This window comes from Dactylosporangium sp. NBC_01737 (assembly GCF_035963215.1).
GTDB lineage: Bacteria > Actinomycetota > Actinomycetes > Mycobacteriales > Micromonosporaceae > Dactylosporangium.
On the sequence record NZ_CP109153.1, the window covers coordinates 9,479,857 to 9,493,022 of the forward strand.

At 72.9% G+C, this 13,166-nt stretch carries 7 protein-coding genes; 5 read left to right on the forward strand and 2 right to left on the reverse strand.

All coding sequences use genetic code 11. From position 1 onward, the window contains the following. Positions 1-15 precede the first annotated feature (15 nt). Positions 16-669 carry a DUF998 domain-containing protein gene (locus OHA72_RS43340; protein ID WP_327001918.1) on the forward strand — a complete coding sequence of 218 codons (654 nt, stop codon included), beginning with the start codon at positions 16-18 and terminating at the stop codon, positions 667-669. Here the strand turns inward: OHA72_RS43340 and OHA72_RS43345 are convergent. Continuing rightward, entirely contained in the window at positions 664-1,794 is a 1,131-nt protein-coding gene (locus OHA72_RS43345) for a hypothetical protein (RefSeq protein WP_327001919.1), read from the reverse strand. The genes OHA72_RS43340 and OHA72_RS43345 overlap by 6 nt on opposite strands. A gap of 80 nt (positions 1,795-1,874) precedes the next feature. Here OHA72_RS43345 and OHA72_RS43350 point away from each other — a divergent pair, with 80 nt between their 5' ends. The 3 genes from OHA72_RS43350 to OHA72_RS43360 are packed head-to-tail and all read left to right on the forward strand — an operon-like array spanning position 1,875 to position 5,661. Next, positions 1,875-2,462, forward strand: coding sequence for a PadR family transcriptional regulator (locus OHA72_RS43350; protein WP_327001920.1), 588 nt, complete (start codon positions 1,875-1,877; stop codon positions 2,460-2,462). After that, entirely contained in the window at positions 2,459-3,187 is a 729-nt protein-coding gene (locus tag OHA72_RS43355) for an ABC transporter ATP-binding protein (RefSeq protein WP_327001921.1), read from the forward strand. Before OHA72_RS43350 ends, OHA72_RS43355 begins: the two co-directional genes overlap by 4 nt. After that, the gene (locus OHA72_RS43360; protein WP_327001922.1) at positions 3,184-5,661 is read left to right on the forward strand and encodes an FtsX-like permease family protein; all 2,478 of its coding nucleotides are present in this window, start codon (positions 3,184-3,186) and stop codon (positions 5,659-5,661) included. The genes OHA72_RS43355 and OHA72_RS43360 overlap by 4 nt, the downstream gene beginning before the upstream one ends. 45 nt (positions 5,662-5,706) lie before the next feature. Here OHA72_RS43360 and OHA72_RS43365 read toward each other — a convergent pair whose 3' ends face one another. Continuing rightward, entirely contained in the window at positions 5,707-9,576 is a 3,870-nt protein-coding gene (locus tag OHA72_RS43365; protein ID WP_327001923.1) for a ThuA domain-containing protein, read from the reverse strand. A gap of 432 nt (positions 9,577-10,008) precedes the next feature. Here OHA72_RS43365 and OHA72_RS43370 point away from each other — a divergent pair, with 432 nt between their 5' ends. Next, positions 10,009-13,143, forward strand: coding sequence for an ATP-binding protein (locus tag OHA72_RS43370; protein ID WP_327001924.1), 3,135 nt, complete (start codon positions 10,009-10,011; stop codon positions 13,141-13,143). Positions 13,144-13,166 lie beyond the last annotated feature (23 nt).

Sequence of the window (13,166 nt, forward strand, 5' to 3'; positions counted from 1 at the left end):
GGCAGGCTGGACGGGATGAGGAATCGGGCTGGAGCGGTCGGGGCGTTCGCGGGGCTGGGCGTGTTGTGCGTGGCGGTGTCGGTGGTCCTGTACGGCGTGCTGCACGTGGTGCCGCCGTCGGCGGGGCTGGACTGGAGCAGCCGCACGATCAGCCAGTACGCGCTGCTGTCCAACGGGTGGGTGTTCGACGTGGCGACGCTGCTGCTGGCCGCCGGGTCGTTCGCCGTGCTGGTCGCGTTGCTGCGGGCCGGGCTCGTCCGCGGGGCGGCTGTTGCGGCGCTGCTGCTGTGGGTCGGCGGGCTCGTCGGCGTCGTGTGGTTCGAGAAGCACAACTGGGCGTCAGGGCCGTCGATGAGCGGCGACATCCACCGCGCGGCGAGCCTGGTCGCGTTCCTCAGCCTGCCGGCGGGTGCGCTCCTCGCGACCACGCCATGGTTGCGCGGCGACGGGGCGACGCGGCCCGCCCGGCTGGTCGCGCTCGGCGGGGTGGCGTCGCTGCTGTGCTTCTCGCCGATCCTGTGGGCGCTGGTATCCGAGCCGTGGACTGGGGTGCGCTGGTGGCGGGCCATCCCGCTCGGCGGCGTGGAGCGGCTGCTCGGCGTCGCCGAGGTCGTCACGGTGCTGCTGCTGGCGTGGTGGGCGGTGCGGGCGCCCCGCCCGCGCTCATGACCGGCGCACGGTGACGACCTGACCGTCGCCCTCGCGGGTGAGCAGGTACTCGTCGCCGGGTTCGACCTCGCCGACGTGGTCCGTCCGGCGGGTGAACAGGGTGCGTGACGTGGCCAACGGGCCGGCCATCGTCGTGAGCTCCAGAAAGCCCCGCCCCCGCAGGTACTCGTGCAGCCGCGGGTTGCCCGGCCAGGCGGCGACGTGCAGCGACTCGCTGCCGCACAGGCCGGCGTGCAGGCGGGCCCAGCCGAGGATCTGCGCGCCGATGCGCCGGCCCGCCAGGGCGCGCCGCACCGCGAGCCGGGAAAGGTCCATGGAGCGGGCGTCGGCGCCCGTGGTGAGGGTGACGGTCCCGGCGACCTCCCCCGTCGGCGCGCGCACCAGCCACACGTCGCCGCGGGCGACCGTCGGCGCGACCGTGTCCCGCTCCGACGGCCACAGCAGCCACTGCTGCAAGCCCCGGTCCCGCAGCCAGTCGACGCTCTCGTCGAGGAGGTCGAGCACGACGGGCACCTCATCGGGTCCGGCACGGCGGACCGTCAGCGACCCCTCGGGGAGCGGCCGGCGGTCCCAGGCACGCCGCCCGGCGCTCCACACGCGCGGGGTCCGGGCCGGCGGCGGTGACCGGTCCCCGGCGGCCTCGCGGTCCACGTGGTCGAGGAACCACAGCGTCAGCCGGATGTTCGCGAGCTGGTCGCCCGGATCGACGTAGTTCAGGGCGCCGTCGGTGATGCTGTCGGCCGATTCGTACCGGTGCGCCTCGTCCGTCAGCTCCCACAGCGCGTCACCGCACGCCTTGAACAGGTTGATGTCGAGGGGGCCGTCATATTGTCGGATGGCGTCGTCCTCACGCACGGGCCACCATTCGCGGTCCAGGACCACGGCGGCGTCCCGGACATCCTCGCCGGCCGCCGCCCGCACGGTGAGCCCGACGATGTCGTCGACGATGCGGCGGTACGCCTCGGGCAGGTCGTCCTGTTGGAACAGCCGCTGGTATTCCGTCATGAACAGGGCGAAACAGCGCAGGTACGCGTCCGGGGGCAGCGACGCCAGCCGGTCGTTCAGCCGTCCCCACAGCTCCCAGTCGTCGGCCCAGGCCAGCTCCTCGTCCGTCGGCTCGGCCATCGCCACAGGATGCCAGGGGGTTGCCCGGCGCCCAATATACTCAGTATCATACCGGGCATGATATCGAGTTCGGTGACGGCATGAGCATCCGGCACGCGCTGTTGGCGCTGCTCAGCGAGGGTCCGAAGTATGGGCTGCAGCTGCGCGAGGAGTTCGAGGCGCGCACCGGTGAGGTGTGGCCACTCAACGTGGGCCAGGTGTACACGACCCTGCAGCGGCTGGAGCGCGACGGCCTCGTCGAGTCCGACGACGACGCCGACCCCGGGCCGCAGAAGGGGTTCCGGATCACCACCGGCGGCGCCGAGGAGCTGGCCGGGTGGCTGCGCACGCCGCCGGACATGGCCTCGCCGCCCCGCGACGAGCTGGTCATCAAGGTCCTCGTCGCGGTGCGGCTGCCCGGCGTCGACGTGCACGAGGTGATCCAGACGCACCGGCGCTACCTGATCGAGCTGATGCAGCAGTGGACCCGGCTCAAGGAGGAAGAGGCCGAGTTCGACCTCAACCTCGCACTGGTCGTCGACGCCGAGCTGTACCGGCTGGACGCCGTCGTGCAGTGGCTCGACACCGCCGACGGGCGCCTGAAGCGGGCCGCGCTGGAACCGCCACCGCCCGCCAGGACATCAGATGTCGCGCCGCAGATCCGGCGCAGGGCGGGGGTCCGGCGATGAGCGGCGGGGTGCTGGAGCTGCGCGGGGTCTCGAAGACCTACCTGGACGGATCCGACGAGGTGCACGCGCTGCGCGAGGTGGACCTGGTCGTGGAGGCCGGCAAGATGGTGGCGGTGATGGGGCCCAGCGGCTCGGGCAAGAGCACGCTGCTCACCATCGCCGGTGCCCTGGAGTCGGCGACCAGCGGCGAGGTGCTCGTCGCCGGTCAGCCGCTGTCGTCGATGTCGCGGGACGACAAGAGCCGGCTGCGGCGGCGCGCGATCGGGTACGTGTTCCAGGACTTCAACCTGTTGCCGGGGCTGACCGCGGTGGAGAATGTTGCGCTGCCGCTGGAGCTGGACGGGACGAAGGCCGGCAAGGCCCGCGCCGCGGGGATGCGGGCACTGGAGGAGCTGGGGCTCGCCGACCGGGCGTCGCGCTTCCCCGACCAGCTGTCCGGCGGCGAGCGGCAGCGGGTGGCGATCGCCCGGGCCATCGTCGGCGACCACCGGCTGCTGCTCGCCGACGAGCCGACCGGCGCCCTCGACTCGACCAACGGTGAAGCGGTGATGCGGCTGATCCTGGCCGCGTGCAAGCGCGGGATGGCCGCGGTCGTGGTGACCCACGACGCGCAGCTCGCGTCGTGGGCCGACCGGGTGCTGTTCATCCGCGACGGCCGCGTGGTCGACCGGACCTCGCCCCGCCCCGGACCTGACTCACTGCTCGCCGAGGAGCCGGCGCGATGAGCGTCGCCGTGGAGGACCCGCCGCTGGTCCTCGGGAAGGGCCACGGTGGCATGCCCGCCCGGCGGGCCGTGGTGCGGTGGGCGTGGCGGCTGTTCCGCCGGGAGTGGCGCCAGCAGTCGCTGGTGCTGGCGCTGCTGCTGGTCGCGATCGCGGCCACCACCGTCGGGCTCGGCGCGGCCGCCAACACGGCGGGCGGGCAGGCCTCGACGTTCGGCACCGCGAACTACCTGGCGACGCTGAGCAGCACCCAGGACGCGCAGGCGGACGCCGACATCGCCACACTGCGCGCCTCGTTCGGCACGATCGACGTGATCAGGCACCAGAAGATCCCGGTGCCGGGCTCCGCGAACGCGGTCGACCTGCGCGACCAGGACCCGAACGGTCCGTACGGCCGCTCGATGCTGCGGCTCAACGCCGGCCGGTATCCGACCGGCGCGGACGAGGTCGCGGTCACCGACCGCGTGGCGACGTTGTTCGCCCTGCACCTGGGCGGCACGTGGGACCAGGGCGGCCGGCGCCGCACCGTGGTCGGCCTGGTCGAGAACCCTCTCGACCTGCGGTCCAGGTTCGCCCTCGTCGCCCCGGGCCAGGCCGGCCCGGTGGACAGCGTCACGGTGCTGATCCGGGCGACGGAATCGGAGTTCTCCGCCGTGAAGCGGCCGGACGGCATGAGCGTCAACGTGCGCGGCTACGAGCAGGAGGCCGCCGGCAGCATCATGGTGCTCATGCTCGCCACGATCGGGCTGATGTTCGTCGGCCTGCTGGCGGTGGCCGGGTTCACCGTCATGGCCCAGCGCCGGATGCGGTCGCTCGGCATGCTCGGCGCGATCGGCGCGAGCCACCGGCACATCCGCCTCGTCCTGGTGGCCAACGGCGCCGTCATCGGCGCGGCCGGCGCGCTCGCCGGCGCCGCGGCCGGGATCGCCGGCTGGGTCGCGCTCGGCCCGCAGCTGGAGCCGCTGCTCGGGCACCGCATCGACCGCTTCCAGCTGCCCTGGCTGCCGGTCATCGGCGCGGTGCTGCTGGCGGTCGTGACCACGGTCTGCGCCTCGTGGTGGCCGGCCCGTGGCGCGGCGCGGGTGCCCGTCGTCGCCGCGCTGTCGGCGCGCCCGGTGCCGCCGCGGCCCGCGCGCCGGTTCGCCGCGGTCGGTGCGGTGCTGATGCTCGGCGGGCTCGCCGCGCTCATCCTGTCGCGGCAGACCAAACCGCCGTACATCATCGGTGGCGTCCTCGGCACCGCCTGCGGGTTGCTGCTGCTCGCTCCGGTGGGTGTCGCCATCCTGGGCCGGTTCGCCCGGGTCGCGCCCCTGGCGCCGCGGCTGGCGCTGCGCGACCTGGCACGCTACCGGGCCAGGTCGAGCGCGGCCCTGGCGGCGATCGGGCTCGCCGTGGGCATCGCCGCAGTCGTCACGCTCAGCGCCGGGGTGTCCGTCGCGAAGGCGCAGGTGCCGACGGGTGGCAACCTGCCCGCCGACCAGGCGATCGTCTGGCTGGCCGAGGAGGGGCTCGGGGGGCCGCAGCCGCCGCTGACGCCCGCGCAGGTCGACAACGCCCGGCAGCGGGCCGACGCCATCGCCGCCGAGTTGCACGCCACGTCGGTGCTGCCGCTGCAGACGCTGGTGAACCGGAACGGGCCGCAGGACAACGGCGGCTATCCCGCGATGTGGCTGGCCCAGCCGCACCCGATCACGGAAGGGGGGCGCACCGGCGTCAGCTACAGCAGCGAAGGGGCGATCAAGCTGTTCGTCGCCACGCCTGAGGTGCTCACGCACTACGGGATCGACCCGGCGAGCATCGCCGCCGACACGGACGTGGTCACGTCACGGGCCAGCGTCGACGGCTACGACCTGATCCCCGCCGGCCGGGACGTCCAGTGGCACCCGAAGGTGCAGCACGTGGCGCTGCCGGCGTACACGTCGCTGCCGGGCACCCTGATCACCCAACGGGTCCTGGAGGCGCTGAAGCTCACCGCGGTCCCGGCCGGCTGGCTGATCGAGGCGCCGAAAAACCTGACCCAGGCCCAGATCGACCTGGTGGAACAGCGGGCGCAGGCCGGTGGGCTCAGCGTGGAGACCCGCCCGACCGGGGCGGACGTGGTCCGGCTGGCCAACTACATGACCGGCGGCGGCATCGCGGTCGCCCTCGGCGTGCTCGCCATGACCGTCGGGCTGATCCGCACCGAGACGGCACGCGATCTGCGCACCCTTGCCGCGGCCGGGGCCCGGCGCGGCACCCGGCGGGCCTTGACCGCCGCGACCGCCACGGCGCTCGCGCTGCTCGGCGCGGTGCTCGGCGTCACCGGTGCCTACCTGGCGCTGCTGGCCTGGCATCACCGCGACCCGCACTGGCTGGGGCACGTGCCGGTGCTCAACCTCGCCGCGATTCTGATCGGCCTGCCGCTGGTCGCGTATGTCGGTGGCTGGCTGCTGGCCGGCAAGGAACCGCCGGCCCTGTCGAGGCAGCCGCTCGAATGAACGAGTGGGGCGCGGGGACCGCCGACGATCCCCGCGCCCCGTGCCTCAGCTGTAGACCTCGAACTCGAACAGTGAGTAGCCCCACGCGGTGGCGCGGGTCGTGCCGTTGATCCGCACGTAACGGCCGGTCGCGTTGAGGGCCGTGTTGTCGTCGACCCCACCGTCCCCGCCGGTCACGCTGCGCACCGTCGTCCAGGTGGTGCCGTCAGCCGACGTCTGGATCTGGTACGCCGAACCGTACGCCGCCTCCCAGGTCAGCTTGACCCGGTTGATCGCGTAGGACTGGCCGAGGTCGACCCGGATCCACTGCGGATCCGAGAACGTGCTCGCCCATCGGGTCGTCCCCGAACCATCGAAGGCCGCCGACGCCGGGGTACCGGCGTTCTCGACGCTCGACGCCGTCGCGGTCTTGTTGAGCGCCAGGTTCCCGGCCGGCGGCTGCGTCGTGCCACCGCCGTACACCTCAAGCTCCCACAGCGAATAGCCGTATGCGGTGCCACGGGCCGTGCCGTTGATCCGCAGGTAGCGGCCGGTCGCGTTGAGCGCCGTGTTGTCGTCGACCCCACCGTCCCCGCCGGTCACGCTGCGCACCGTCGTCCAGGTGGTGCCGTCGGCCGACGTCTGGATCTGGTACGCCGAACCGTACGCCGCCTCCCAGCTCAGCTTGACCCGGTCGATGGCGTAGGACTGGCCGAGGTCGACCCGGATCCACTGCGGATCCGAGAACGTGCTCGCCCACCGGGTCGTTCCCGAACCGTCCACGGCCGCTGTCGCCGGGGTACCGGCGTTCTCGACGCTCGACGCCGTCACCGGCTTGTTCAACGCCAGGTTCGCCGACGGCGGTTGCGTCGTGCCGGAGGTGAACGTGAAGTCGTCGATGTCGAACAGCGAGCCCGCGCCGCCGGTGAACACCAGGTACAGCTGGTGCGTGCCGGTCGGTGGGCTGATCGTGCCGGTGACGTCGACCCAGGTCTCCCAGCCGCCGGTCGGTGCGACCTGCACCGTGCCGGCCACCGGGCCGGTCGGCGAGTCGACCCGCACGGTGATCGTGCCGCCGACGCCGGCCGAGGCGACCCGCGCCTTGATGCCGGTGGCGCCGGCCAGGTTGTACGGCGTGAAGGAGATCCAGTCGTTGTTCTCGATGTACCCGATGGCGTTGCCGCCGTGCGCGCTGGCCTTGGCGGCGAGCTGCACGCCGTTCATCGTGTTGAAGTGCTCGGCCTGCCGGGTCCGCGGCTGCAGCACGTGCTGGTCCTGGACCGCGACCCCGCTGACCGGGGTGTACACCGCGGCGAGCACCCCGAAGATGTTCGCGTTCGCGTCGTGCTCACCGTCCACTGTGGTCTGGATCGACCCGGTGCACCCGTTCTTGCTGGTGATCGGGTGACCGTGACTGTCGTGGCCCAGGACGTAGTTGACCACGACCCGGTTGCAGTCGATGGTGCCGGCGTTCGGATCGGTGACCCTCACCTCGAACGGCACCAGGTCGCCGAACTGGAACAGTGATCCGTCGGCCGGGGTTATCAACTGGACCGACGCCCGGCCGACGCCGATGACGGTACTGGCCGTCGCTATCTTGCCGCCGCTGTCGCGTACCGTCAGCGTCGCGGTGTACTCGCCGTTCGACGGGTAGGTGAACGTCGGGTTCGCCGCCGTGGAGTCGGTGCTGCCGTTACTGGTGAAGTCCCAGGCGTACGTGATCGCGTCGCCGTCCGGGTCGTTGCTGCCCGCCGAGCTGAACTGCACGGCCAGCGGCGCCGCGCCGGACGACGGGGTCGCGCCGATCTGGGCAATCGGTGCCCGGTTGCCGCCGCTGTTGTACTCGATGCGGTAGAGGGCCGAGTTGGCGTCGCCGCCGAACCAGGTCGTGCCGTAGTCGAGCACGTACAGGGCGCCGTCCGGCCCGAACTCCATGTCCATGATGGCGGTTCCGGTCCACGGGATCTGGGTGATCGCGCCGGCCGTACCGTTGGCGTTGATGGCGGCCGCCTTGATCCAGCGGCTGGTGAACTCGCCGAGGAAGACCTGCCCGTTGTAGGAGGCAGGGAACTTCACGTCGGAGACCAGGTTCGGGTTGAAGTTGTAGACCGGGCCGCCCATGGGGCCGCCGCCGCCCAACTCGGGCCGCCAGGGGCCCTGACCGCCGTACGGCAGCCAAGCAGCCTGCGACGCCGGCAGGGTGGTGATGCCGGTGTTGTTCGGCGAGTTGTTCGTCGGGCCCCCGGCGCAGTTGTACGTGCCGAGCGACGGACCGGTCGGGAACACGTACTCGTTGTAGGGGGTGTTGTAGTTGGAGCAGTACGGCCAGCCGAAGTTGCCCGGCGCCGTGATCCGCTCGAACGAGACCGTGCCGGCGGGGCCCCGGTTCGGGTCGGCGGAGCCCGCGTCGGGGCCGTAGTCGCCGAGGTACACCACGCCGGTGGCCTTGTCGACGCTCATCCGGAACGGGTTGCGGAAGCCCATCGCGTAGATCTCGGGCTTCGTCTTCGCGGTGCCCGGCGCGAACATGTTGCCGGCCGGGATGGTGTAGCCGCCGGTCGCGCCCGGCTTGATGCGCAGCACCTTGCCGCGCAGGTCGTTGCTGTTGCCCGCGGTGCGCTGCGCGTCGTAGGCGGGGTTGTGGTCGGCCCGCTCGTCCAGCGGCGCGTAACCGCCCGAGTCGAACGGGTTGGTGTCGTCACCGGTGGACAGGTACAGGTTGCCGGCGGCGTCGAAGTCGATGTCACCGCCGACGTGGCAGCACAGCCCGCGGCTGGTCGGCACGTCGAGGATCGTCACCTGCGAGGCCGGGTCGATCGTGTTGTCGTCCCGCACGGTGAACCGGGCGAGCTTGTTGGAGCCGTTGAACGGGGCGAACTGCGCCGCCGTGCCCGTGGCCGGTGCGTCGCCGCCCGGGGTGCTCAGCGGTGGCGCGTAGTAGACGTACACCCAGTGGTTGGTGGCGAAGTTCGGGTCGGCCTTGATGCTCTGCAGACCCTCCTCGTCGTGGCTGTAGACCTGCAGCGTCATGGCAATCTTCGTGTTGCCGTTGACGTCGGTGTACCGGATGACGCCGTCCCGCGCGGTGTGCAGCACACCCCGGTTGGGCAGCACGGTGAGACCCATCGGCTCACCGGTCTCCGCCACGCCCTTGGCCAGGTTCACCTGGCTGAACGTGCCGGCGGCGGACACCGAGCAGTTGCCGATGTTCTGCGCGGCGTACTTGATGCCGCCGAGCAGGTGGGTGCGGAAGTTCGCCTCGGTGTAGCTCTCCTGGGTGTGGCCGAGGCCGGTGTACCAGGAGCGGCCGCCGTCATACGCCCGGCACCACGAGATCGGGTGATCGCCGTTCATGGTGCCGCCGGTGTACGTGGCCTCGTTGAGGTTGGCCAGGACGTGCACCTGCGAGCGCGGGTTGGTCCGGTAGTTGTACAGCTCGTCGGTGCGGTTCCAGTTCGCCGGGATGCCGGCATTGGACGGGTGCGCGGTGTCCTCGATGCGCACCGTGACCGGCTGGATCGCCGGGTGGCTGGAGAAGTATGCGCCGACGAGGTTGCCGTACCAGGGCCAGTCGTACTCGGTGTCGGCCGCGGCGTGGACACCGACGTAGCCGCCGCCCGCCCGGATGTAGCGCTCGAACGCGGCCTGCTGGTTGGCGTCGAGCACGTCGGCGGTCGTGGACAGCCAGATGACCGCCTTGAACCTGGCGAGGTTCGTGTCGGTGAACTGCGCGGCGTCCTCGGTCGCTTCTACCGTGAAGTTGTTCTGCGTGCCCAGTTGCTGGATCGCGGTGATCCCTGCGGGGATCGCGTCGTGCCGGAACCCCGCGGTCTTGCTGAAGATCAGCACCGAGAAGTCGGCCGCGAATGCCGGGGCGATGTTGAAGCCTGCCCCGGCCAGCACGATGGCGACGCAGAGCAGCACTCTGCGGAACATGATCGGTTGCACCTCTCTTACGCAGAAAGCAGCGAACGACGTGCGCCGATCACGTCTGATCTCTGGCCGCGGTCAGGTGACCCCGCGGGCGGGTCCCGGAAAGCGCACGGCGGTGCCGCCCGCTCCGGCGGGTGGATGGGGATGTCGCACGGGCTTCGATGCCACGCGGATGTACGGCACGCCGCGCCTCGCCGAAGGTCGCGTGGTGCCTGGTTGGCCGGTGCCGTTGGCGGCGGCGACCCGGCCGGGGCGGGGGTGGTTGTCTCCTTCCACCTCGACTGACCACGCTCCAGAGAGCGCTCTCTCATCGAGGTGCCGACCAGTTAAACAGACTCGCCCCGAGGTCGCAATGGTTCATCGATTACCATTTATCAACGTCCTGGTCCGTGCCGCTGTGTGCCCACCCGGCGAGGCGCACGGCACAATGGACGGGTGCGGTTCGGCATCCTGGGCACGACGCGGGCATGGCGCACCGACGGCCGCGAGGTCATCGTCGGCGGTCCGGCGCTGCGCACGCTGCTGGTGCTCCTGCTCGCCCGCGAGGGCGAGGCCGCCAGTGCCGACAGCCTCGTGGAGGAGCTGTACGGCGACCGCCCGCCGTCCGACGCCGGGCATGCGCTGCAGTCGCAGATCTCCCGGCTGCGGCGCACGCTGGCGGAGGCCACCATCGACGCGCTCCCCTCCGGCTACCGGCTGCCCATCGGCGACCATCAGATCGACGTCACCGAGTTCGAGCGGCTGTCGCGGGAGGGCCGGCAGGCACTCGGCGACGGCGAGCCACGCCGCGCCGCCGAGCTCCTGCGCGCGGCGCTCGCGCTGTGGCGGCGCGCCGCCCTGGCCGACGTGGCGGACGCCCCGTCCGCGCGGGCCGTGGCGCACCGGCTGGAGGAGCGGCGGCTGACCTGCGTCGAAGACCGCGTCGAGGCGGAGCTGCGCCTGGGTGAGCACCGGGCCGCGGTGGCGGAGCTGCGCGAGCTGGTGGCGCGCCAACCGCTGCGGGAGCGGTCGCACGGGCTGCTGATGCGCGCGCTCGCCGCGTCCGACGAGACGGCCGCGGCGCTGAGCACCTTCGCGGCGTTCCGGCGGCGGCTGGTCGAGGAGCTCGGCGCCGAGCCGTCCGCGGACCTCACGGCCGTGCACCTGGCGCTGCTGCGGCCGCAGGCCCGGACGGGCGTGCCGATGACGCTCACCAGCTTCGTCGGACGGTCTGACGACGTCGCCGCGGTTGCGAAGCTGCTCACCGGCGCACGGCTCGTGACCATCTACGGCCCCGGTGGCGTGGGAAAGACCCGGCTGGCGGCCGAGGTCGCCGCGCGCCGCGCCGACGTGCTGTTCGTCCGGCTCGCCGCGCTGCGCCACCCGCCGGAGCTGCCCTCGGCGATCCTGACCGGGCTCGGCCTGCGCGACAGCGGGCCGCACCCGATGCCGGCCGAGGCGTCGCCCACGACGCGCCTGCTCGCCGCCCTGTCCACCCGGTCCACCCTGCTGATCCTCGACAACTGCGAGCACCTCGTCGACGCCGTGGCGGAGCTGGTCGAGCAGGTGCTGACGCATTGCCCCGGCGTGCGGGTGCTGGCCACCAGCCGGGAGACCCTGCGGGCGTCCGGGGAGCACCTCTGGCCGGTGAGCGTGCTCGACGAGGCCGCGGCCGCCCGCCTGTTCGCCGACCGGGCCGCGGCGGCGCAGCCGCGATTCGCGCCGGACGCGACCACCGCCGAGGCGGTCACCGAGATCTGCCGGCGCCTCGACGGCCTCCCCCTGGCCATCGAGCTGGCGGCGGCCAGGCTGCGGACGATGGACGTGGCGGCGCTCAGGCAGGCGCTGGCCGACCGGTTCGCCGTGCTGTCCCGCGGCAACCGCACCGCCGAGCCGCGGCATCAGACGCTGCGCGCGGCCGTGGCGTGGAGCTGGGATCTGCTCCCGGAGCAGGAGCAGGCGATACTGCGCCGGCTGTCGGTGTTCGCCGGCGACGCCGACGTCACGGGCGCGACCCACGTCTGCGCCCTCCCGGACGTCCCCGACGCACTCGACTCCCTTGTGGACAAGTCCCTGCTCTGCGTGGCCGCCGGGCGGTACCGCATGCTGGAGACGGTCGCCGCCTACGCCGACGAGCGCCTCGCCGAGGCGGGCGAGTCCGACGCGACGCGACGCGCCCACGCCGGGTACCTGCTGACGCTGGCTCAGACCGCGGACCCGCACCTGCGGACCGGCGAGCAACTCACCTGGCTCCGGACACTCGGCGACGAACACGCGAACCTGCTGGCCGCGCTGCGGTGGGCGGCCGGCGCGGGCGAGACGGACCTGTCGCTGCGCCTGGTGGCCGCGTCGGCGACGTACTTCTGGATGCGCGGAGCCCGTGGCCTGGCCGCCGAGCACGCCGCCGCCGTCCTGGACCGGCTGGCGGACGGCCCGCCGGCGGGGCTGGAGAACGAGTACGTGCTCTGCGTCCTGGCGGCAGCGCACCCTCCGGGGCACCCCGGCCGGCGGCACATCGCGGCCGCGACGCAGGTCGCGACGGCGCCGGGCCGGCCGTCGCATCCCGTCACCACGTTCTTCCTGTCGACCCTCGGCGCGGACGGCGACGCCGGTGCGCTGCTGTCGCTGATGCGGCGGGCGTGCGGCAGCGCGGACGCCTGGGAGGTCGCCTCCGCGCACCTGGTGCTCGGGTACCCGCAGTTCCTGCTGCGGGACGCCGCCGCGGCGCAGCGCGAGTTCGAGCAGGCGCTGGAGGGCTTCCGGTCGCTCGGCGAGCGGTGGGGCCAGGCGATGGCGCTGGGATCGCTGGCCGGCCTTGCCTCGTTCCAGGGCGGGCACGCGCGGGCGGTCGCCCTGACCGACGCGGCGCTGCGCCTGCTCGACGAGCTCGGCGCGACCGAGGAGCGGTGCGACCTGTCGTGCGACCGGGGCGACTACCGGGTGCGCGACGCCGTCGCCACGGGAACGGACCCGTCGATCGCCCGGGCCGACTACGAGGAGGCGGCGCTGCTGGCCGGTCGCGCCGGGCTGCCGGTCTACGAGGCGATGGCATCGCGCGGCCTGGCCGACATCGCGTACCTGCTCGGCGACGTGGCCGAGGCGCGCCGGCGATACGAGCGGGCACTGCCCGACGTCGACACCATCTGGATCCGCGGTGCCGGCATCCGGGTCGATGCCCTGACGGGCCTGGGCCTCGTCGCGCTGGCCGAGCACGACCCGGCCCAGGCCCGGGCGCACTGCCGGCAGGCGATCGAGATCGCGGCAGCGACGGGAGTGCTCCACCTCAACGCCCGCGCGGTCGACGTGCTCGCCGCGGTCGAACTGCGCGACGGTGATCCCGCCCGCGCGGCGTCGCTGCTCGGCGCGGCCCGGGCGCTGCGCGGACCGGCCGGCGCCGTGGAGCCGGCGACGGTGCGGCACGCGGAGACCGCGCGTCTGGCGCTCGGCCCCGCGCGGTACGAGGCGCTGTACGCCGCTTCGGCCCGGCTCGGCAGCCTCGACGCGCTGCGCCTGCTCGGCGTGCCCGAGCAGGTCATCGCGGGCTCACCGGCGCAGCGCCTGGCCGGTGAGTTGACGGTGAGCGCCCGGTGAGCGCGCCCCGTCACGCTCTGCGG